At 63.7% G+C, this 20639-nt stretch carries 20 protein-coding genes; 9 read left to right on the top strand and 11 right to left on the bottom strand.

Annotated features, from left to right (window positions below):
* Positions 1-4: 4 nt before the first annotated feature.
* The 9 genes from FRZ40_RS23300 to FRZ40_RS23260 form a co-directional block, all read right to left on the bottom strand.
* Complete coding sequence (locus tag FRZ40_RS23300) at positions 5-1663, bottom strand: thiamine pyrophosphate-binding protein (RefSeq protein WP_147235728.1); 1659 nt, start codon at positions 1661-1663, stop codon at positions 5-7.
* Positions 1656-2462, bottom strand: a complete 807-nt coding sequence (locus FRZ40_RS23295) for an SDR family oxidoreductase (RefSeq protein WP_147235727.1) — start codon at positions 2460-2462, stop codon at positions 1656-1658. The genes FRZ40_RS23300 and FRZ40_RS23295 overlap by 8 nt, the downstream gene beginning before the upstream one ends.
* Positions 2462-3322 (bottom strand): IclR family transcriptional regulator, encoded by an 861-nt coding sequence (locus FRZ40_RS23290; RefSeq protein ID WP_147235726.1) that lies wholly within the window; start codon positions 3320-3322, stop codon positions 2462-2464. The genes FRZ40_RS23295 and FRZ40_RS23290 overlap by 1 nt, the downstream gene beginning before the upstream one ends.
* Positions 3319-4215 carry an alpha/beta fold hydrolase gene (locus tag FRZ40_RS23285; protein ID WP_147235725.1) on the bottom strand — a complete coding sequence of 299 codons (897 nt, stop codon included), beginning with the start codon at positions 4213-4215 and terminating at the stop codon, positions 3319-3321. The genes FRZ40_RS23290 and FRZ40_RS23285 overlap by 4 nt, the downstream gene beginning before the upstream one ends.
* A gap of 70 nt (positions 4216-4285) precedes the next feature.
* Positions 4286-4825: a cupin domain-containing protein gene (locus FRZ40_RS23280; RefSeq protein ID WP_028366883.1), complete on the bottom strand. Its 540-nt coding sequence runs from the start codon at positions 4823-4825 to the stop codon at positions 4286-4288.
* Positions 4826-4860: 35 nt separating this feature from the next.
* Positions 4861-5619 carry an SDR family oxidoreductase gene (locus FRZ40_RS23275; RefSeq protein ID WP_147235724.1) on the bottom strand — a complete coding sequence of 253 codons (759 nt, stop codon included), beginning with the start codon at positions 5617-5619 and terminating at the stop codon, positions 4861-4863.
* A complete protein-coding gene (locus FRZ40_RS23270; RefSeq protein ID WP_147235723.1) occupies positions 5612-6700 on the bottom strand; it encodes an aromatic ring-hydroxylating dioxygenase subunit alpha in 1089 nt (362 codons plus the stop codon). Before FRZ40_RS23270 ends, FRZ40_RS23275 begins: the two co-directional genes overlap by 8 nt.
* A gap of 43 nt (positions 6701-6743) precedes the next feature.
* Positions 6744-7055 (bottom strand): recombinase-like helix-turn-helix domain-containing protein, encoded by a 312-nt coding sequence (locus tag FRZ40_RS23265; RefSeq protein ID WP_147235722.1) that lies wholly within the window; start codon positions 7053-7055, stop codon positions 6744-6746.
* Position 7056: 1 nt separating this feature from the next.
* Positions 7057-7374 carry a non-heme iron oxygenase ferredoxin subunit gene (locus FRZ40_RS23260; RefSeq protein WP_147235721.1) on the bottom strand — a complete coding sequence of 106 codons (318 nt, stop codon included), beginning with the start codon at positions 7372-7374 and terminating at the stop codon, positions 7057-7059.
* Positions 7375-7816: 442 nt separating this feature from the next.
* Here FRZ40_RS23260 and FRZ40_RS23255 point away from each other — a divergent pair, with 442 nt between their 5' ends.
* Positions 7817-8890 (top strand): porin, encoded by a 1074-nt coding sequence (locus tag FRZ40_RS23255; RefSeq protein WP_147235720.1) that lies wholly within the window; start codon positions 7817-7819, stop codon positions 8888-8890.
* Positions 8891-8980: 90 nt separating this feature from the next.
* Here the strand turns inward: FRZ40_RS23255 and FRZ40_RS23250 are convergent, their stop codons facing one another.
* Positions 8981-9916, bottom strand: coding sequence for an IclR family transcriptional regulator (locus FRZ40_RS23250; protein ID WP_147235719.1), 936 nt, complete (start codon positions 9914-9916; stop codon positions 8981-8983).
* 230 nt (positions 9917-10146) lie between these two features.
* Between FRZ40_RS23250 and FRZ40_RS23245 the strand changes: the two genes are divergently transcribed.
* From FRZ40_RS23245 to FRZ40_RS23210, 8 genes are all read left to right on the top strand, one after another.
* Positions 10147-11100 (top strand): MurR/RpiR family transcriptional regulator, encoded by a 954-nt coding sequence (locus FRZ40_RS23245; RefSeq protein ID WP_147235718.1) that lies wholly within the window; start codon positions 10147-10149, stop codon positions 11098-11100.
* On the top strand, positions 11097-12080 hold the full coding sequence (locus FRZ40_RS23240) for an isoaspartyl peptidase/L-asparaginase family protein (RefSeq protein ID WP_028366875.1): 984 nt from the start codon (positions 11097-11099) through the stop codon (positions 12078-12080). The genes FRZ40_RS23245 and FRZ40_RS23240 overlap by 4 nt, the downstream gene beginning before the upstream one ends.
* Before the next feature lie 50 nt (positions 12081-12130).
* Positions 12131-14041: a dipeptide ABC transporter ATP-binding protein gene (locus tag FRZ40_RS23235; RefSeq protein WP_147235717.1), complete on the top strand. Its 1911-nt coding sequence runs from the start codon at positions 12131-12133 to the stop codon at positions 14039-14041.
* Positions 14042-14150: 109 nt separating this feature from the next.
* Positions 14151-15713, top strand: a complete 1563-nt coding sequence (gene gsiB, locus FRZ40_RS23230; protein WP_147235716.1) for a glutathione ABC transporter substrate-binding protein GsiB — start codon at positions 14151-14153, stop codon at positions 15711-15713.
* Positions 15714-15810: 97 nt separating this feature from the next.
* Complete coding sequence (gene gsiC / locus FRZ40_RS23225) at positions 15811-16731, top strand: glutathione ABC transporter permease GsiC (RefSeq protein WP_028366872.1); 921 nt, start codon at positions 15811-15813, stop codon at positions 16729-16731.
* A 7-nt stretch (positions 16732-16738) separates the two neighbouring features.
* On the top strand, positions 16739-17644 hold the full coding sequence (gene gsiD, locus FRZ40_RS23220; protein ID WP_028366871.1) for a glutathione ABC transporter permease GsiD: 906 nt from the start codon (positions 16739-16741) through the stop codon (positions 17642-17644).
* Entirely contained in the window at positions 17641-18699 is a 1059-nt protein-coding gene (locus tag FRZ40_RS23215; protein WP_147235715.1) for a DmpA family aminopeptidase, read from the top strand. The genes gsiD and FRZ40_RS23215 overlap by 4 nt, the downstream gene beginning before the upstream one ends.
* Positions 18696-19523 carry a M55 family metallopeptidase gene (locus FRZ40_RS23210; protein WP_147235714.1) on the top strand — a complete coding sequence of 276 codons (828 nt, stop codon included), beginning with the start codon at positions 18696-18698 and terminating at the stop codon, positions 19521-19523. The genes FRZ40_RS23215 and FRZ40_RS23210 overlap by 4 nt, the downstream gene beginning before the upstream one ends.
* A 47-nt stretch (positions 19524-19570) precedes the next feature.
* Here the strand turns inward: FRZ40_RS23210 and araH are convergent, their stop codons facing one another.
* A complete protein-coding gene (gene araH, locus FRZ40_RS23205) occupies positions 19571-20587 on the bottom strand; it encodes an L-arabinose ABC transporter permease AraH (protein WP_028366868.1) in 1017 nt (338 codons plus the stop codon).
* Between the last annotated feature and the right edge of the window lie 52 nt (positions 20588-20639).

Below are 20639 nucleotides of genomic sequence, written 5' to 3'. Positions count from 1 at the left end.
TGCGTTAGGCATGTTCCGGCTCCTGCTTGCGCACGGGCGGGCCGGCAAATGCCGTAGCGAACTGGCCCACCGACAGCATGTCCACTTCGACCATCACCGGACCCGCCTTCGACATGCCTTCGCGTACGATTTCATCGGCCTGATCGAGCGACGAGATCCGATAGTGCGTGAGGCCGAAGCTCGCGCAGAACTGCGCGAAATCGGGTTGATGCAGTTGCACGTAGCAGCGGCGGCCGCCGTAGTGCGCGTCCTGAATGTTGCGGATCACGCCGTAGCATTGATCGTTCATCAGCACGATCATCACGTTCGCGTTTTCCTGCACGGCCGTCACCAGTTCGCCGACGTTGACCATCAAGCCGCCATCGCCGACGAGACACACCGTCTTCGCCGCCGCATCCGCGAGCGCCGCGCCGATCGCCATCTGGATGCCCTGGCCGATGCCGCCGCCGAGCGCATGCACGCCCGCGCGCGGCTGGAAGATCTTCAGCATGCGGTTGCCCCACGTGCTGTTCGAGATCGTCACGTCGCGCACCCAGTTGTAGTCGCGGCCGACCGCATGTTGCAGCACGTCGACGAGACGCTTGTACGGCCCCAGGCCCTTGCCTGTTTCAGCGACGGCGACTTCGCGCGTCGCGGCGAGATCGCCTGCGAATGCCGGGTCGACCTTGAGGCGGCCCTCGAGCAGCGTCGCGAGCTGATCGAACACGGCAGCGGCATCGCCATGAACGAAGAGGTCGTTGCGATAGCCGCGGTTGTCGGCAAGCGCGTCGGCGTCGACGCGGAACAGCGGCTGCGGCAATGCGAGCTTGTACTTGAGCGTCTCATTGCCGCGCAAACGCGAGCCGACCACGAGCAGCGCATCGCAAGTCTTGTAGAACTTCTCGACGGTCGGCTGCACGTTGAATGCGCCGAGCGTCGCGGGATGATCTTCAGGCAGCACGCCGCGCCCTTGCACGCTCGTCACGACGCCGAAGCCGAGCTTCACCAGACGCTCGACCTGCGCGCGTGCATGACGCGTGCCGCCGCCGAGCCACAGCAACGGACGCTTCGCTTTCGCGAGTTCGTCGGCAAGCTGTTCGACGCGCTTCGTATCGTGCGTGAGCGTGCTGATGTGCGGCGCGCTCATGTCGGCAGGCCACTCCACTTCTGCAGCCTGAATGTCGATCGGAATTTCGACGCTGACGGGACCGCTCGGCGCGGTCTGCGCGACGCGCACGGCTTCGCGCACCGTGGCGAGTGCGGTCTCGACGGAACGCACGCGATACGCAGCCTTCGAGATCGACGAGAGCATCGCCAGCTGATCCGGCGCTTCGTGGATGTACGCGAGATCCTGATCCAGATACGTCGATTCGATCTGGCCGGTGATGTGCACGAGCGCCGTGCCTGCTGTCAGCGCTTCGACCATCGCGCCCGCTGCGTTGCCCGCAGCCGTGCCCGTGCTCGTGAACGCGACGCCCAGTCCGCCCGACACGCGCGCGAGACCATCGGCCATATTCAGCGCGCCTGCTTCGCCGCGCGCGCCGACATAGCGGATGTTGCCGCGCGTGTTGATCGCGTCGAGGATCGGCATGTTGTGAATCGAGATCACGCCGAATGCAGTCTTGACGCCGCACTGTTCGAGGAAAGCGGCGATCAGTTCGCCGACGGTGGTTTTGTTAGACATGACGTGCAACGCCTCCGGAGACATCGATATGGCTTCCCGTCGTGTACGACGACAGGGGTGTAGCGAGATAAAAGAGCGCTTGCGCGGCCTCTTCGGGGCGGCCGAAGCGGCCGAGGGGAATGTGCTTCGTGCGGGCGAGTTCGCTGGTCCAGTCTTCCCAGCTTTGACCCGGCTGCGCCTGCGTCTGGTAGCGGCGGCGCCATTGGCCCGACTCGACGATGCCGATCAGAATCGAGTTCACGCGAATGCGTTGCGGCGCGAGTTCGACGGCAAGCGACTTGATCAGGTTCTGCACGCCCGCACGCGCGGACGAAGTCGCGACCATATGCGGTTCGGGCTGCAATGCCAGCAGCGAATTCACGCAGACGATCGAGCCGTTGCCTTGCTGCGCGGCTTGCGCGAGCATCGGCAGGAACGCGCGCGTCGGGCGGATCACGCTGAAATACTTGAGGTCCAGTTCTTCGCGCCAGGCTTCGTCGGTCGTATCGGCGAACGTCGAAACGCGGCCCTGGCCTGCGTTGTTCACGAGCATGTCCGCACGGCCGAAACGTGCTTTGACTTCGTTGGCAAATGACGCGACCTCTTCCGCATCGAGCACGTTGCAGCGCGCGGCGAGCAATTGCGCTTGCGGAAACTGCTTGCGCAGCGACGCTTCGGCGCTCGCGAGACGATCGGTATCGCGTCCGCAGATCGCCACCGATGCGCCCGCGCGCAAGAAAAGTTCGGCCGTCGCGAGTCCGATGCCGGACGAGCCGCCCGTCACCACTGCAACCTGTCCTGTCAAATCGATCTGGATCATCAGAGCCCCAATGCCTTCATGTATCTGCTTTCCGCCGACGGCCGGTAATTGAGCCGCAGCGACAGTTGCTCGGCCGCGCCGCACACCTTGTCGACCAGGCCGCCGTCGAGCAACGATGCGTCGATGTGTCCGCGCGGAATCGTCGTCGTGATGACGGCGGCGATGCGGCCCGTGTCGTTGCGCACGGGCGCGGAAATCACGGAAATGCCGTTTTCGAAGGACGATTCGCTGATCGCGAAGCCGCGCACGGCGTCGTCCTTCACGCGCTCATACAGTTCGTCGACGGTCGCGGGCGTGTGCTTCGTGAAGCGCTCCAGCGTCGTCTCCGGATACAGCGCGCGCAGTTCGTCGAGCGACAGATCGCCCATCAGCACATGGCCGTGCGTCGTCGCATGCGCCGGCAAACGCGTGCCGACATTCACCTTCACCGAACTGAACACAGGTGCATGGCTTTGCGCCTTCGCGACGAACACGACGTCGCGCCCGTCGCGGATCACGATATGCGTCGTCAAACCCGTCGCGTCGCGCAGTGCTTCGATCAGCGGCAGGCCGAGATCGGTGAGTTCGAGCGAGCTCAGATATTCGAAGCCGAGCCGCAGCACGGCGACGCCCAGACGATAGTTGCGGTCGCGATCCGCGCGCTCCAGAAAGCCGAGCGATTCGAGCGTCTGCAGCAGACGGAACACCGTCGTGCGCGGAATGCCGAGGCGCTTCGACAGTTCGGGCGCACCGAGCACCGGCTCGCGCGGCGAAAATTCCGTCAGAATGCGCAGGCCGCGTTCGAGGCCGGGTACGCGATAACTCACGTCGTTGCGGTCCTCTTCTGCTTCAGGTGCAGTGCCCGTCATTTCGGGGGTCATGCTTTACTCCATTGGCCGTCGCTCGTGCGGCAGAAGGCGTCGATGAGCGCGGTGTATTCGGTGCTCGCCTCGATGTAACCCGCGTGACCCGCGCGCGGGATGATCTGCAAGCGCGTGCGCGCCGCCAGCGCAATGCGTTCACACGACGAAGGCGGCGTGATCGTGTCTTCCGCGCCGACCGCGACAGCAATCCGGCGTTCGAACTTCGCGACGTCGCTTGCGAGATCCGCGTTGGCGAGCAGATGCGTCGCTTGCGCGTAACCGTGCGGCACGATGCGCGACATGTTCCAGCGCACCCAGTCGCGCGATGCGGCATCGGCATGCGGCGACAACATGTTCGCGCTGCGTTGATCGGCGAGTCCTCGAGGGCCGAGTTCGGCCAGCATGGCCAGGCGGCTGTCGCGTTTCGACGCGCGCACTTCTTCAGGCGCTGCGCCGTAGCCAGCAGCAGGCGACAACAACAAAAGACCCGCAACGCGTTGCGCATGCGATGCCGCAAACGAACCGGCGACGATCGCGCCGAGCGAATGCCCGACCAGCACACAACGTTCGATGCCAAGCACGTCGAGCCACTCGTGCAGCGCATTCGCGTACTCACTGGCTTGCGGCGACGGCGAGGCGACGCAGGTCGATTCGCCATAGCCAGGCGCGTCCCATGCAAAGACGCGCCGCGTCGTGCCGAGCGCTTCAAGTTGTTGCACCCACGAAGCCGCGCCCGATCCGATGCCGTGCAGCAGAACCAAAGGCAACGCTTCGTCAGCGTGCGCCTGACCCGCTTCGCGAAAACCGATCACGCGTTGCGGCGCAATCGCGATCCGCTTCGCCGGGAATTGCGACAGGCGCATCTCCAGCGTGACGTTGCGATCTTCGGTGACGGACAGTGAAGCGGACATGTGCGTGACTTCGTGAGTGAGTTCGTGAGTGAGTTCGTGCGTGCCGGCTTTGCAAAGGCGGCGTTGAGTATTACTTCGCGAGATCGCGCTTGATCTTCGCGAGCGGCGAATCGGGCGGATACGTCGGCGTAATCGGCTTCGACGAACCGAGCATCACGCACATCAGCGCGTCTTCTTCACCGATGTTGATTTCCGTGCGATACACGCCCGGCGGCACCGAGATCAGATCGCGTTCGCCAAGCACGGCCTCCCATGTTTCGCCGTCGCGTTCGCAGATCACTTTCATCTTGCCGCGCAGCACGAAGAAGATTTCTTCGACGTCGGTATGGATGTGGCTCGGGCCGATGTTGCCGGCGGGAATCACCATCGTCGAGAACGTGAAGCCGCCTGCGGGCACGGTGTTCATGTCCTTCGCGACGCCCGTGCCGCCCGTGCCGACATAGCGCATCTGCGCGCGTCGATACTTCGGGTCGTAGTCGGCCTGGAACTTCAGCGCGTCCCAGTCGTAGCGGCGCGTTTCGAAGCGCGCGACACGCGAGTCCATCCATTGATCGAAACTTGCTTCGGCGGGTTGATCCCACGATTTGCGTTCGAGATCGGCGTCGGCCATTGTTTTCTCCATGTGGTTTGCTGGTTGCAGCAAGGTCAATTCATCGCGAAGCCGCCGTTGACGGGCAGCAACTGTCCCGTCACGAAGCGGGCGGCATCCGTCAGCAGGAACAGCACGGGGCCCGTCACGTCGTCGGGCACTTGCGCGCGCGCCAATGCGCGGCCTTTCAGGTAGTACTCGTGGCGTTCGGCGGGTACGTACGCGGTGGCTTCGACTTCCGTGAGGCCGGGCGCAATCGCGTTCACCGTGATGCCGTGCGCGCCGAATTCGCGTGCGAGCGAGCGCGTCATCGAAATCACGGCGCCCTTGCTCGCCACGTACGCGAGCAGCTTCGGTGCGCCCCACATCGCCGTATCGGAGGCGATGTTGACGATCGCGCCGCGCTTCGAATCGCGCAGATGCGGCAGCGCTGCCGTACACATCAACCAGGTGCCGCGCACGTTGACGTTCATCACGGCGTCCCACGTTTGCGTCGTGAGTTCTTCCGCATAGCGTCCGCCCGAGTTCGTGATCGCAGCGTTGTTGATCAGCGCATCGATACCGCCCATCTTTTGCGCGGCTTGCGCGACGAACGCGTCGATGCTGTCGGGGTTCGCGAGATCGAGGGCAATGAAATGAACATTCGCGCCGAGCTTCTCAGCAAGCGCACGGCCTTCGTCTTCGAGCACATCGCCGAATACGACTTGCGCCTGCGCTTTGGCGAGTGCTTCGATAAACGCTGCGCCGAGTCCGCGCGCGCCGCCCGTCACGACGACTCGCCGCCCGCTCAGGCCGGAGACCGTGACCTCAGGCATGAGCGTGCCCCGTCGACGCTTGCGCGCCTGCTTCCGTCTGCTTCGCCTTGAATGCGTCGAGATCGGCGAAATGCTGTTGCCCGCGTTGGCGCAACATGCGGCGCACGCGCGTCATGCCGACGTCGTGCTGATAGAGGAATTCGTGTTGGCGTGCATTCGGCGCGAGGCTTTCGAGCACATAGCGGTCTTGCTCGAGCACCGCCCAGTGCAAACCTTCGAGACGGTTGCGATACAGGAAGCGCCATGCGTCGCGCTGCCAGCCGCTCACCTTGCGCGTACGCCAGAAATAGACCTGGCAGTTGTCGTTATCGACGGGAACCGCGAAGCCGATGATGCCGAAGTTGCCGCCCGGACCGAACTTCTTCTTGTACGGGATCGCGAGACGCATCCACAGGCAACCCGTTTCGCCGAGTTCGACCCAGTCGAAATTCACGTCGCGCTGGCCGACCTTTTCGAACATGAGGCCAGTCTCGGTTTTGCGCACGCGCATGTCGGCCTGCTTGTCGCCTTCTGCCATCGAATGCGAGGTTGCGTGCAGATACGCGCCGTGCATCGGGTCCATCACGTTGTCGATTGCGTACTGATAGTTGCACTTCCAGTTCGACACGCACAGGAACTGCGAGTACTCGGGCGCGACGAGTTCGTCGGGCAGCGCGAGCGGCGTCGGCTCTTTGTGCGCATCGTCGCCGAACCACAGGAAGATTGCGCCCGCATGTTCTTCGACGGGATACGACTTCACGCACTTCTGTCCTTCAAGCGGACACGCCGATACGGCCGGCACGCTTTGCACGGTGCCCGAGCCATCGACTTCGATGCCGTGATACCAGCACGCAACGCGATTGCCGAGATTCCAGCCGAGCGACAGGCGCGCGCCGCGGTGCGGGCAGCGGTCTTCGAGCGCGTGGACTTTGCCTTCCTGATCGCGCCACAGCACGATCTGTTCGCTCAGGCGCGTCAGGCCGATCGGCGCATTGCTGACTTGCCAGCTGGGCGCGACGGGATACCAGTAGTTCTTGATGCCGCGGTCGAGATAAGCCTGAACGGGATCGGCTGGGGGGCTCGTTGTATTGAGGGACGTCATGAGGAAACTCCGTGTTCGCTTGGGTCGTGGGTTCGCGCGGCGCTTATTCCGCGAGCAGTCGCAGTTCCGCGGCGAGACGCTCCTCGCTCCACTGCGCGCCTTCCGGCGTACGGAAGCCAACGCGATTCAGCCCGGCCACCACTTCGTGCAGTTCGGCTGCACCTGCTTCGAACACCTCCTCCAGCGCATCGCCGAAGTCGTTCTCGTACTGCGTCGGCTCCGCCTTGCGCGTCTGCCAGATCATGTTTCCGGTTTCGCCCGGCTTTTCGATCACACCCTTGCCCGCGACGTTGTTCGGCTGCGGCGCGAGCCACGGCTTCAGAAAGGGATTGAAGTTCACGACAGCTTCTTTCATGTCATTCCACCTTGATCTGGATTTCTTCACCCGCGAGGCGCACGGAGTACGTCTTCAGGTCGCGGCCGCCCGGCTCTTTCAGACACTTGCCGGTCGGGATATGGAAAACGGCTTCGTGCAGCGGACATTCGACGGTGTCGCCGTCGATAAAGCCTTGCGTCAGCAGCGCATACGCATGCGGGCAGACGTTCTCGAGGGCGTAGAGCTCATCGCCCACCTTGTAGATGCCGATCTCTTTGCCGTCGCCAAGCTTGAACTCGACGGGCGAGTCTTCCGAAAGCGCACCGGCGTGTCCGGCGCAAAGCCACTGTTCACTCATTTCTCACCTTCTCCTACCGACCTGTCCTGACCGTCTGTTGTTCCATCTACGGAACGTCAGTTTATGTATGGTCATTATAGGAGCCTGTTTGGACGGACAAAATAAAAATTCTGCGCCTCCAGGGAAAACACCGACAGATGCATTTCTGCAACGCCAGCACCCCGTAAAGCGGGCCAAAACAAGGGGTTGCTGCGCATAAAGTGCGCGCGCGTACGGCACCGAATGCCGTCTGATAAATGAGGGTTTCCACCGTCGCAAAAACTTTTTTGTTCGCTCAATTGACTCTCTATACTTTCCATAGGCGATACACATTCCCATAGGTGGAACATAGAGCGGATAGCCTCGAGGCAGGCGACGAGAAGGCCATCCAGAAGAGATGACAGGCAAAAGGACGAGCGACGGGTGTGCCCGGCAATCGACCACACGATCAGGAGTACCAAGGGTGAAACGCATCATCGCTGCCGGCGTGGCAGGACTTGTGGTGACATCGACGGCATGGGCGCAAAGCAGCGTCACGCTGTACGGCAGTCTGGATGCCGGCATTGCGTACGTGAGCAACGTCGGCGGCCATACGAAGTGGATGGAAGAACAGGGCAACATGCAGCCTGACCGCTGGGGCCTGCGCGGCGTGGAAGATCTGGGCGGCGGTCTGCACGCGATCTTCCAGCTGGAGAACGGCTTCTATACGAACACGGGCAACTTCGCGAAGGCGGGCACGCTGTTCAACCGGCAGGCGTACGTCGGCATCAGCTCCGATCAGTTCGGGCAGATCACGCTAGGCCATCAGACACCGTTCAATTTCGACATGCTCGGACCGCTCAGCACCGGTTATCTGGCGGCGAGCTGGTTTGCGTTCCACCCGGGCAACATCGACGAACTGGCGGACACGGGCGTCGTGCCGTTCGACAACTCGGTGAAGTTCAAGTCGGCCACGTATGCAGGCTTTACCGTCGGCGCGATGATGGGCCTCGGCAACACGACGAACTTCTCGACGGGCAAGACGCTTAGCTTCGGCGTGAACTACGCGAACGGTCCGTTCAAGGCAGCTGCCGTGTACTCGAACGAACACAACCGCACGCCTTCGATCGTCACGACGGGCATCAACACGTTCCAGAACATTCCCGCTGCAACCTATTCGGCGGACAAGGTCGAGAACATGGGCGCGGGTCTGTCGTACCAGTTCGGCAAGCTGCTCGTGCACGGTCTGTACACGCGAGTGAAGCTCCAGTCGAACGGATTCTCGGACACGTATCAAAGCTGGGACGCGGGTGCGAACTACCAGTTCACGCCGGCCAATACGCTCGCGGGCGGCGCCGCGACGACGACGCTTGCGGGCCGTCGCTGGACGCAGTTCGAACTCGGCGACATCTATGCGCTGTCGAAAAGCACGCAGGTCTACGTGAACGTGCTCTACGAACACGCGAACGAGAATGCGAAGGCCGCGTTCTTCACGGCGGGTGTATCGAGCGGGCGCAATCAGGCAATCGTGCTGACGGGCATTCACCACTCGTTCTGAGCGATCACCCGAGATTCACGCACGGATGAAACAAAACAGGCGGCCCGAAGGCCGCCTGTTTTCGTTTGATGCGCAGGTTCTGCGACGCGTTCAGGCGCGCGATTGCATGAAAGTCGGATCGTCCGCCGACGGCCGGTAATTCAGACGCGCCGACAGATCCAGCGCCGCGCCGCACACCTTGGCGACGAGCGAGCCGCGCTCGTCGTCGCCGATATCGGAACGCGGCACCGTCGCCGTCATCGCCGCGACGATCTTGCCCGTTTGATCCCGCACGGGCGCGCTCACTACTGAAATACCGCGCTCGAACGATGCCTCGCTGAGGGCATAACCCTGCACGGCCGTTTCGCGGATGCGTTCATACAGTTCGTCGACGGTCGCGGGCGTGCGGTCGGTGAAACGTTCGAGTTGCGGCTCGGGGTAAAGCTGGCGCAGTTGCATCAGCGAGAGATCGCCCATCAGCACCTGGCCATGCACGGTCGCATGCGCGGGCAGCCGCGTGCCGACATGCACTTTCACCGAACTGAACATGGGGTCGTGCGTTTGCGCCTTGGCGACGAACACGACATCGCGCTCGTCGCGTATCAGCAGATGCGTGCTCAGGCCAGTCTGATCGCGCAAACGTTCGAGGATCGGCGTGCCGAAGTCGGTCAGTTCCAGCGAACTCAGATACTCGAAGCCGAGCCGCAGCACGGCGACGCCGAGCCGAAAGTGCCGGTCGCCGTTCGCGCGTTCGAGAAAGCCGAGTGCTTCGAGGGTTTGCAGCAGACGGAAAGTGGTCGTGCGTGGAATGCCGATGCGCTTCGACAGTTCGGGCGCGCCGAGTACAGGTTCGCGCGCCGAAAACTCCGCAAGAATGCGCAAGCCGCGCTCGAGCCCGGGAACGAGATACGTCGAGCCGCCGCCCGGTTCTTCATCGGCGGAATCCGCGATGTCCGCGCTGCGTGCGCTGTCCTCGTCGGCCGATGTGCGCGCGTCCTGCGGCCCGGCAGTCCGGCGTCCCGCTCCTGTCGTGTTTTCTCTTGCCATGTCCCGCTGTGTCGTTTTCATCTCGAAGATAGAGATGATAGCGCGAAGGGTTGGCGGTGCTGAGCATCCGGCGATCGGCAGCTTTCTGCCGAGTCTGCGCGCCCTCTTTCGTCCCGCTCCACCCCACCGTGAAAACCCTTACCCTCGAAGAAAATTTTTTTTCACGACAGCAATTTCATGTAAATTCACTTTCATTCCAGCTTCGTGCGTAACCAGCAAAGCCGACACCGATGTCCCGCCACCGCTCCACTTCACCCGCTGCCGCCGAGCCCGCCATCGCCGCGCGCATCACGGCCGCGATGCCGATCCTCACGCCCGTCCACCGGCGCATGGGCGAGTTCGTGCTGGCCAACCAGTTCCGCGCCGCGACCATGCGTATCGACGAACTGGCGACGGCAGTCGGCGCCTCCATCGCGACGGCAAACCGCTTCGCGCGCGCCCTCGGCTTTGACGGCTACCCCGCGTTCCGCGAAGCGCTCGTGCGCGGCTTCGAAGCGACACTCGCGCCTGTCGAGCGTCTGCGTTCCGCGCAGGAATCGCAGACGAACGGCGACGAACTGTTCAGCGCGTCGCTCGAACAGGCCGCGGCCAATCTCAGTACGACACGCGGCGCAATCGACGGCGCGGCCGCCGAAGTCGCCGTGGAAGCGATCATCGCCGCGCGGCGCGTGTTCATCATCGGCTGCGGCGCGAGCGCGTTTCTCGCGAGCCTGATGGAGCACAACCTGCTGCCGTATCACGACAACGTGCAGTCGCTCGCGCTGATCGGCGGGCCGACGCACGCGGCGCGCCGCCTGTTCAACGCGGGCAAGGGCGATCTCGTGATCGCCATCGCCTTCCCGCGCTATGTCGACGACACCATCGAACTCGCGCGCCGCGCCGCCAGTCTCGGCGCGGACGTGCTCGCACTGACGGACAGCCCGGCCTCGCCGCTTGCCGCGCTCGCCACGCGCTCGCTCTTCATTCGCGCGGAACGCCGTCTCGCCGCGACATCGGAGGCGACCGTGCTCGCGGTAATCGAGGCGCTGTGCGACGCCGTCGCATTCCGCGCGAAGCGTTCCGCGCAGGCCGCCGCCAACATGACCGAGTTCGTGTTGCCGTGGCTCACCGACACAGCGTCGTTGCCAGCCCAATCGAAGACCGCCACGCGGCCCACTCCTCACCACGCAAAGAAGAAGCAATGACCACCAACGCGGTAATCGCAATTCACGGTGGCGCGGGCACGATCGTGCGCGCGTCGATGGCCCCCGATGCGGAAGCCCGCTATCACGCCGAATTGCGCGCCGTGCTCGTCGCCGCGCAGCGCGTGCTCGCCGACGGCGGCAGCGCGCTCGACGCCGTCACGCAAGCCGTGCGGCTGCTCGAAGACTGTCCGCTGTTCAACGCCGGGCACGGCGCGGTGTTCACGTCGGCGGGCACGCACGAACTCGATGCGTCGATCATGGACGGCCGCACGCTCGAAGCGGGCGCCGTGTCGTGCGTGAAGCGCGTGCGCAATCCGATCGTCGCCGCACGCCATGTGCTCGAATACAGCGAGCACGTGATGTTCACCGCAGAAGGCGCCGAAGCGTTCGCGCAGGCACAGGGCCTCGAATTCGTCGATCCGTCGTATTTCCATACCGACGCGCGGTATCGTCAGTGGCAGCTTGCGCGCGAGCAGCATCGCGCGATGCTCGATCACGACGGCGCGACGCTCGCGGCCGCTCAATCAGCCGACACGCTGCCTCACGAGCCCATCGATCCGAACAGGAAGTTCGGCACGGTCGGCGCGGTCGCCGTGGATCTGTACGGCCACGTCGCAGCCGCGACGTCGACGGGCGGCATCACGAACAAGCAGATCGGCCGCGTCGGCGACGCGCCGCTGATCGGCGCGGGCTGCTATGCCGACGACGCCACCTGCGCCGTATCCACCACCGGTTCCGGCGAAATGTTCATGCGCATGGTCGCCGCTTACGACGTCGCCGCGCAGATGGCCTATCGCGGCGTGCCGCTCGAAGAAGCCGCGAACGATGTCGTGATGAACCGCTTGCCGCGCATCGACGGACGCGGCGGCCTGATCGCCGTCGACGCGCACGGCAACGTCGTGCTGCCGTTCAACACCGAGGGCATGTACCGCGGCTATGCGCGCGTCGGCGAAACGCCCGTCACAGCGATCTATCGATAACACCGCCACGCCCGCGCAATCCCCTGCAACAGACGCCGAGAGAAACCACCGTGCCGAATACGCCGAAGCCGCCACGCCTGCTCGATAACCTGCCGCCGCAACGTGTCGTCGACATCGACGGCCTGACGGTTGCATTCCGTCGCGGCGAGACCACGTTCAACGCGGTGCGCGACCTGTCGCTCACCGTCGATCGCGGCGAGACGCTCGCGATCGTCGGCGAATCGGGTTCGGGCAAGTCGGTGACGTCGCTCGCATTGATGCGGCTCGTCGAACATGGCGGCGGAAAGATCGCGAACGGCAGCATCGCATTTCGCCGGCGCAACGGCAGCGTGCTCGATCTCGCGCAGGCGTCGCAAGCCACGATGCGCTCTGTTCGCGGCGCGGACATCGCAATGATCTTTCAGGAGCCGATGACTTCGCTGAATCCCGTGTTCACGGTCGGCGACCAGATCGGCGAAGCGATCGCGCTGCATCAGAACAAGAGCCGCAGCGAAGCGCACGCGGAAGCACTGCGTCTGCTCGATCTCGTGCGCATTCCGGAAGCGCGCCGCGTGGCCGCACGTTATCCGCACCAGCTGTCGGGCGGCATGCGACAGCGCGTGATGATCGCGATGGCGCTGTCGTGCAAGCCATCGCTGCTGATCGCCGACGAACCGACGACCGCACTCGACGTCACGATTCAGGCGCAGATCCTGCAATTGATTCGCGGCCTGCAGGACGAGATGAACATGGGCGTGATCTTCATCACGCACGACATGGGCGTCGTCGCCGAAGTCGCGGACCGTGTGCTCGTGATGTATCGCGGCGACAAGGTGGAAGAAGGCGAGTCGGCGAAGCTGTTCGCGGCGCCCGCGCATCCTTATACGAAAGCGCTGCTTGCCGCTGTGCCGAAACTCGGCTCGATGCAAGGCACGGATGCGCCCGCGAAGTTCTCGCTGCTCACGCTCGATGGCGAACAGGCGAAAGCGTCTCATGAGACGCACACGCACACGCATACGCATACGCATACGAATACGCATGCTGCCGCACAACCCGTCCTGCGCGTGCGCGATCTCGTCACGCGTTTTCCCGTGCGCAGCGGCCCGTTCAGCAAGCTCACGGGCCGCGTGCATGCCGTCGAGCGCGTCAGCTTCGATCTGCACGCGGGCGAAACGCTCGCGCTCGTCGGCGAATCCGGTTGCGGCAAATCGACGACGGGGCGCTCGTTGCTGCGTCTCGTCGAAAGCCAGAGCGGCAGCATCGAATTCGACGGCAAGGACATCAGTTCGCTGAGCGGCCCTTCGTTGCAGGCGCTGCGCCGCGATATCCAGTTCATCTTCCAGGATCCGTTCGCGTCGCTCAATCCGCGTCTGACGGTGGGCTTCTCGATCATGGAGCCGCTGCTCGTCCACAACGTCGCGAGCGGCAAGGAAGCACAAGAGCGCGTCGCGTGGCTGCTCGACAAGGTCGGCCTGCCCGCCGACGCCGCACGCCGCTATCCGCATGAATTCTCCGGCGGCCAGCGTCAACGGATCGCGATTGCACGCGCGCTCGCGCTCAATCCGAAAGTCGTGATCGCGGACGAATCGGTGTCGGCGCTCGACGTCTCCGTGCAGGCGCAAATCGTCAATCTGATGCTGGATCTGCAGCGCGAATTGGGCGTCGCGTATCTGTTCATCTCGCACGACATGGCTGTCGTCGAGCGCATCAGTCATCGCGTCGCGGTGATGTATCTCGGTCAGATCGTCGAAATCGGCCCGCGTCGCGCGGTCTTCGAATCGCCGCAGCATCCGTACACGAAGAAGCTGATGGGCGCCGTGCCCGTCGCCGATCCCGCGCGCCGCCACGCGAAGCGCATGCTCGCCGCCGACGAACTGCCGAGCCCCATTCGTTCGCTCGACGATGAACCCGTCGTTGCGCCGCTCGTCGCCGTCGGGCCGGATCATTTCGTGGCCACGCACCGGATCGGCGGCGCGTATTGAGCGTGTCCCGTCGACGAAAGCAATTCAGGCAGCACAACCAGAAGCCGCGCAGACCAGCGGCATGACAACAAGCAGTTCTCTTGCTCAGTGGAGTTTTGAAAAGATGACGATGACTATGCCTCTCTTGTGTCAACCGTTGCGCCTGCGTTCGCTCGTGACGAGCGGCGCGCTGGTCTTTGCGATGCTCGCGTCGGCGGGCGCCCATGCCGCGCAGACGGCCGTGATGGCCGTCGACTCGACGTTCACCACACTCGATCCGTACGACGCGAACGACACGCTCTCGCAAGCCGTGTCGAAGTCGTTCTATCAAGGCCTGTTCGGCTTCGACAAGGACATGAAGCTCGTCAACGTGCTCGCAACGAGCTACGAAGCGAGCCCCGATGCGCGCGTCTACACGTTCAAACTCCGCCAGGGCGTGAAGTTCCAGGACGGTACCGACTTCAACGCAGCCGCTGTGAAAGCGACCTTCGACCGCGTGACGGACCCGGCGAACAAGCTGAAGCGCTACAACATGTTCAGCCGTATCGAGAAGACGGACGTGGTCGATCCGTACACGGTGAAGGTCACGCTGAAAGCGCCGTTCTCGGCGTTCATCAACGTGCTCGCGCATCCGTCGTCCGTGATGATTTCGCCTGCCGCGATGAAGAAGTTCGGCAAGGATCTCGCGTTTCACCCCGTCGGCACGGGTCCGTTCGAACTCGTGAAGTGGGATCCCGCAGGCGATCTGACCGTGAAGAAGTTCGACGGCTACTGGAAGAAGGGCTATCCGAAGATCGACGAAATCGACTGGAAGCCTGTCGTCGACAACAACACGCGCGCGGCGCTGATGCGCACGGGCGAAGCGGATTTCGCGTTCCGCATTCCGTTTGAGCAGGCATCGGCGCTGCAATCGAGCCCGAAGGTCGACATCGTCGCCACGCCGTCGATCATCAACCGCTACGTCAGCCTGAACACGACGAAGAAGCCGTTCGACAATCCGAAGGTGCGTGAGGCGCTGAACTACGCGATCAACAAGGAAGCGCTCGCGAAGGTCGCGTTCTCCGGTTACGCGGTGCCCGCCGACGGCGTGCTGCCCGAAGGCGTCGATTACGCGACGAAGCTCGGCCCCTGGCCGTACGACCCCGCGAAGGCGCGCGCGCTGCTGAAAGAAGCGGGCTATCCGAACGGCTTCGAGACGACGCTCTGGTCGGCGTACAACAACTCGACGGCGCAGAAGGCGATCCAGTTCGTGCAGCAGCAGCTCGCGCAAGTCGGCGTGAAGGCGAGCGTCGAAGCGCTCGAAGCGGGCCAGCGCGTCGCGAAGGTGGAGAGCGCGCAAGACCCGGCCACGGCGCCCGTGCGCATGTACTACATCGGCTGGTCGTCGTCGACGGGCGAAGCGGATTGGGGCATCACGCCGCTGCTCGCGTCGTCGTCGTTCCCGCCGAAGCTCGTGAACACGGCGTACTACAAGAACGACACCGTCGACAGCGACCTGACGAAGGCGCTCGAAACGACCGACCGCACGCAGAAGGCGGCGCTCTACGGCGACGCGCAAAAGCGCATCTGGACCGACGCGCCGTGGATCTTCCTCGTCAAGGAGAAGGTCGTGTACGCGCGCAGCAAACGCCTTTCGGGTGCGTTCGTCGCGCCGGACGGCTCGTTCAACTTCGATGAAATCGCGCTGAAGTAATCGCGCGCGTTGCGCTGGCTCCCATGCGCATGCTGATGTCCTGGGGCCAGCGCGCTCGCTTCATGCCGCACATGGTTTTCGATAGCGGATCGCTCTCATGCTGAATTTTCTCGTCAAACGTCTGCTGGGCCTGCTGCCGACGCTCGTCATCGTCGCCGGCCTCGTGTTCCTGTTCGTGCACATGCTGCCCGGCGATCCCGCGCGGCTCGCCGCCGGTCCCGAAGCCGACGATGCCACCGTCGCGCTGGTGCGCGCCGATCTCGGTCTCGACAAGCCGATGCCGCAACAGTTTGTGAACTTCTTCGTGCGCATCGCGCATGGCGACTTCGGCATCTCGACGCGCAGCAAGCGCCCTGTCTCCGCGGAGATCGGCGAGCGCTTCATGCCGACGCTGCTGCTCACGCTCGTCAGCATGGTGTGGGCCGTGATCTTCGGCATGGCGATCGGCATCGTGTCCGCCGTGTGGCGCAACAAATGGCCCGACCGGCTCGGCATGACGCTCGCCGTGTCGGGCATTTCGTTTCCCGCGTTCGCGTTCGGCATGCTGCTGATGGAAGTGTTCTCCGTGCAGCTCGGCTGGCTGCCGATTGTCGGCGACGGTTCGTGGCGCAGCTATGTGCTGCCGTCGATCACGCTCGGCGCCGCCGTCGCCGCCGTGATGGCGCGCTTCACGCGCGCATCGTTCGTCGAGGTGCTGAACGAAGACTTCGTGCGCACCGCGCGTGCGAAGGGCGTCGCCGAACAGTGGGTCGTCATCAAGCACTGCCTGCGCAACGCGATGATTCCCGTCGTCACGATGATGGGCCTGCAATTCGGCTTTCTGCTCGGCGGTTCGATCGTCGTCGAAGTGGTGTTCAACTGGCCGGGCATGGGACGCCTGCTGGTCGACGCCGTCGCGATGCGCGACTATCCCGTGATTCAGGCCGAAGTACTGCTTTTCTCGCTCGAATTCATCGTCATCAATCTGGTCGTCGACGTGCTGTATGCCGTCATCAATCCGACCATCCGTTTCAAGTGAGGCCCGCATGAGCACGACTGCCGACAACACCAGCACCGTCTCGTCCGCTCACGAGGAGCGCGCGATCCGCACGCCGTGGAGCGAGTTCTGGCGTAAATTCCGCAAGCAGCATGTCGCCCTCGCGGCGGGCGTGTTCGTGCTGCTGCTCGTGGTTGTATCGATCGTGGGTCCGCATATCGTTCCGTACGATCCGGAAAACTATTTCGACTATGACGCGTTGAACGCCGGGCCTTCCGTTGCGCACTGGTTCGGGGTCGATTCGCTCGGCCGCGATATCTTCAGCCGCATTGTCGCGGGCACGCGCATTTCGCTGGCTGCGGGCTTTTTCTCCGTGGCGATCGGCGCGATCATCGGCACGCTGTTCGGTTTGCTGGCGGGCTATTACGAAGGCTGGTGGGACCGCATCACGATGCGCGTCGCCGACGTGCTGTTCGCGTTCCCCGGCATTCTGCTCGCCATCGGCATTGTCGCGATTCTCGGCAACGGCATGATCAACGTGATCGCGGCTGTCGCCGTGTTCAGCATTCCCGCGTTCGCGCGGCTCGTGCGCGGCAATACGCTGATGCTCAAGCAGCTGACGTATATCGAAGCGGCACGCAGCATCGGCGCGTCGGACTGGACGATCATCATGCGGCACATTCTGCCGGGCACGATTTCATCGGTGATCGTGTATCTGACGATGCGGATCGGCACGTCGATCATTACGGCCGCGAGCCTGTCGTTCCTCGGCCTCGGCGCGCAGCCGCCGACGCCCGAGTGGGGCGCGATGCTCAACGAAGCGCGCGCCGATATGGTGACGGCGCCGCATATCGCGCTGTTTCCGAGTCTCGCGATCTTCCTGACGGTGCTCGCATTCAATCTGCTCGGCGACGGTCTGCGCGACGCGCTCGATCCGAAGCTGGACCGGCCATGAGCGTTGTTTCCATGCCGCATGTCGGCGTATTGCCTTCAGGCGCTTTGGGCACGATTGCGGATGTTGGCGGCGTGACCGTCGGGCATTGCACGCTCGACGACGGTGCGGCGCAAACGGGCGTTACCGTGATCCGTCCGCATCGCGACGATCCGTATCGTCAGAAGGTGCCCGCTGCTGCGAGTGTGATCAACGGTTTCGGCAAGAGCATCGGACTCATGCAGATCGAAGAACTCGGCGTGCTCGAAACGCCGGTCGCGCTGACCAATACGTTCGGTGTCGCGGCTGTGGCGCAGGCGCAGATTCGTGCGGCGATCGCGAGCAATCCGCAGATCGGGCGCGAATGGTCGACCGTCAATCCGCTCGTGCTCGAATGCAATGACGGGTATCTGAACGATATTCAGGCGCTTGCCGTCGAGCCGTCGCATTACATGCAAGCGCTCGATGCGACAGCTTCTACGTTCGAGCGCGGCTCGGTCGGCGCGGGGCGCGGGATGTCGAGCTTCGATCTGAAAGGCGGAATCGGTTCGGCGTCGCGCGTGGCGAGCGTGGGGAGCAAGGATTTCGCGGTCGGTGCGCTCGTGCTTGCGAACTTCGGCCGGCTGCCGATGCTGACGATCGGCGGCGTACCCCTCGGTCGTGAACTCGCTCTGCGGCGTCAAACGGCGAAACCCAGACCCGAACAAGGCTCGATCATCATGATCGTCGCCACCGATGCGCCGCTCGATTCGCGCCAGCTCAAGCGTCTGTCGATGCGCGCCGCCGCGGGCCTCGCGCGCACGGGTTCGGTGTATGGGCACGGCAGCGGCGATATCGCGCTCGCGTTCTCGACGGCGTGGACCGTGCCGCATGACGGCGACTTCGTCGCCACGCCGCCGCTGCTCAACGACGCGCGTCTCGACCCGCTGTTTCAGGCATGCGCCGACAGCGTCGAACAGGCGATCGTCGATGCGCTGTGGTCCGCCACCACGGTCACGGGCCGCGACACGCATAGGCGTCTTTCGCTGCACGACGCCGTCCCCGATCTCGAACAACTGCTGAAACCGCGCACAACATGAAAGTACTGATTTCCGTCGATATCGAAGGCGTTGCTGGTGTCGTGAACCCCGAGCAGACGCGCGCGGGCAACGGCGAGTACGAACGCGCGCGCCGCTGGATGACGCTCGAAGCCAACGCGGCGATCGAAGGCGCATTCGCGGGCGGCGCGACGGACGTGTGGGTCAACGACTCGCACGGCGGCTTTCGCAATCTGCTGCCCGACATGCTCGACGCGCGAGCGAACGTGATCCTCGGCAAACCGCGCACGCTCGGCATGATGGCGGGACTCGAATGCGGGCCGCAGATCGTGTTCATGATCGGCTATCACGCGATGGCGCAATCGCAAGGCATTCTCGCGCATACGATCAACAGCTTCGCGTTCACGCGCGTGACGATGAACGGGCGCGACGTGGGTGAAGCAGGTTTGTATGGCGCGCTGGCAGATGAATATGGCGTGCGTGTCGCGTTGCTATCGGGCGACGATGTGTTTGCGCAAGAGACGAAGCCGCAGTTTCCCGACGCGATATTCGTGGTCACGAAACAGGCGACGGGTTATGGAAGCGGCGTGACACAAACACCGGAACGTGCGTGCGGGGCGATCAGGGATGCGGCGCGGGATGTTGTCGCCGGGTTTGACGGTCATGGCGTCGCTGCACAACGAGTCGCGCGTCAACCTGCGGATATCGAACTGCGCGTGCAGACTAGTGCGCTTGCCGATCTGTTCGCGCAGATGCCTTCCTTGGAGCGCGTGGACGGCGTCACGCTGCGATTCTCGACGCCTTCTGTCGAGCATGCTGTGCGCACGTTGAATTGCCTGTCGGCGATGTCGTTTATGTTGCGCTGACCTCTGACCTGCCAATCCCGACCCGGTCAGCGCAACAGCAAGAAACCTCAAACCTTCCGCTTGCTCCGCCGGAACTGATCGAACAGCACGGCCAGCAGCAGGATACCGCCGCGAATCAGGTACTGATAGAACGTCGGCACATTGAGCAGGCTCATCGCGTCCTGCACCGAACCCATGATGAGCACGCCGACCAGCACGCCCGAAATCGTCGCGACGCCGCCCGTCAGCGACACGCCGCCCAGCACGCACGCCGAAATCACGCCGAGTTCGAGGCCGACCGACGTCTTCGGATCGCCGAGGCTCATCCGCGACGCGAGCATCACGCCCGCAAAACCCGTCACCAGACCTTGCAGCACGAACACGGTCACCTTGATGCGCGTGACGGGCAAACCGGCGAGCAACGCGGCCTCGCTATTGCCGCCGACCGCCAGCACGTTCTTGCCGAAAATAGTCTTGCGCAGCAGAAAGCCGAACAGCACGAAGCCGACGATGTTGCTCCAGATCGGATACGAAATGCCGAGGAACGAGCCGCCGCCGAGATCGAAGAAACTTTCTTCCGAAATCATCACGGCGTCGCCATTCGATGTGATGAACGCGAGGCCGCGCACCACTTCCATCATCGCCAGCGTGACGATCAGCGAATTGATCTTGTAGCGCGCGATCAACACGCCGTTCACCAGCCCGACCGCGCCGCCCGCCAGCACGCCTGCCGCGACGCCGAGCATCACGCTATGCGTCGCGGTAATCAGCGTGGAGGCCACCACGCCCGAGAACGCGACGATCGACGCCACCGACAGATCCACTTCGCCGAGCGCGAGCACGAACATCATCGTCACGGAGATCGAGCCGATCAGCGTGACGGAGAGCAGCAGGCCCTGCATGTTGCGGCTCGTCAGAAAGTCGGGCACTGCGAACGACAGCACCGCAAACAGAATGACGAACACCATCACGATGCCCGACTTGTTGATCAGATCCCACGTGCGTGCCGCGTGCGCGGCCGCGCCGGGCGATGCGGCGTGTTTGGTTGCCGGCTCGGTCGCCGGACGTGTGCTCGGTGTTTGCATGGTCTTCCAGTTCCGTGGTCTACGTGGTGCGTTGTTGCATCCGCCGTGGCTT

Source organism: Paraburkholderia azotifigens (genome assembly GCF_007995085.1).
GTDB classification, from domain to species: Bacteria; Pseudomonadota; Gammaproteobacteria; order Burkholderiales; family Burkholderiaceae; genus Paraburkholderia; species Paraburkholderia azotifigens.
This window is presented reverse-complemented; position numbering and strand designations above follow the sequence as displayed.

Excerpts from the sequence above, each read along its gene's own strand:
- FRZ40_RS23265 (WP_147235722.1), bottom strand. The coding sequence starts at position 7,055 with ATGAAAGAAGCTGTCGTGAACTTCAATCCCTTTCTGAAGCCGTGGCTC.
- FRZ40_RS23290 (WP_147235726.1), bottom strand. The coding sequence starts at position 3,322 with ATGACCCCCGAAATGACGGGCACTGCACCTGAAGCAGAAGAGGACCGC.
- FRZ40_RS23280 (WP_028366883.1), bottom strand. The coding sequence starts at position 4,825 with ATGGCCGACGCCGATCTCGAACGCAAATCGTGGGATCAACCCGCCGAA.
- FRZ40_RS23270 (WP_147235723.1), bottom strand. The coding sequence starts at position 6,700 with ATGACGTCCCTCAATACAACGAGCCCCCCAGCCGATCCCGTTCAGGCT.
- FRZ40_RS23295 (WP_147235727.1), bottom strand. The coding sequence starts at position 2,462 with ATGATCCAGATCGATTTGACAGGACAGGTTGCAGTGGTGACGGGCGGC.
- FRZ40_RS23210 (WP_147235714.1), top strand. The coding sequence starts at position 18,696 with ATGAAAGTACTGATTTCCGTCGATATCGAAGGCGTTGCTGGTGTCGTG.
- FRZ40_RS23275 (WP_147235724.1), bottom strand. The coding sequence starts at position 5,619 with ATGCCTGAGGTCACGGTCTCCGGCCTGAGCGGGCGGCGAGTCGTCGTG.
- FRZ40_RS23250 (WP_147235719.1), bottom strand. The coding sequence starts at position 9,916 with ATGGCAAGAGAAAACACGACAGGAGCGGGACGCCGGACTGCCGGGCCG.
- gsiD (WP_028366871.1), top strand. The coding sequence starts at position 16,739 with ATGAGCACGACTGCCGACAACACCAGCACCGTCTCGTCCGCTCACGAG.
- gsiB (WP_147235716.1), top strand. The coding sequence starts at position 14,151 with ATGACTATGCCTCTCTTGTGTCAACCGTTGCGCCTGCGTTCGCTCGTG.
- FRZ40_RS23285 (WP_147235725.1), bottom strand. The coding sequence starts at position 4,215 with ATGTCCGCTTCACTGTCCGTCACCGAAGATCGCAACGTCACGCTGGAG.
- FRZ40_RS23215 (WP_147235715.1), top strand. The coding sequence starts at position 17,641 with ATGAGCGTTGTTTCCATGCCGCATGTCGGCGTATTGCCTTCAGGCGCT.
- FRZ40_RS23300 (WP_147235728.1), bottom strand. The coding sequence starts at position 1,663 with ATGTCTAACAAAACCACCGTCGGCGAACTGATCGCCGCTTTCCTCGAA.
- araH (WP_028366868.1), bottom strand. The coding sequence starts at position 20,587 with ATGCAAACACCGAGCACACGTCCGGCGACCGAGCCGGCAACCAAACAC.
- FRZ40_RS23245 (WP_147235718.1), top strand. The coding sequence starts at position 10,147 with ATGTCCCGCCACCGCTCCACTTCACCCGCTGCCGCCGAGCCCGCCATC.
- FRZ40_RS23260 (WP_147235721.1), bottom strand. The coding sequence starts at position 7,374 with ATGAGTGAACAGTGGCTTTGCGCCGGACACGCCGGTGCGCTTTCGGAA.
- FRZ40_RS23240 (WP_028366875.1), top strand. The coding sequence starts at position 11,097 with ATGACCACCAACGCGGTAATCGCAATTCACGGTGGCGCGGGCACGATC.
- gsiC (WP_028366872.1), top strand. The coding sequence starts at position 15,811 with ATGCTGAATTTTCTCGTCAAACGTCTGCTGGGCCTGCTGCCGACGCTC.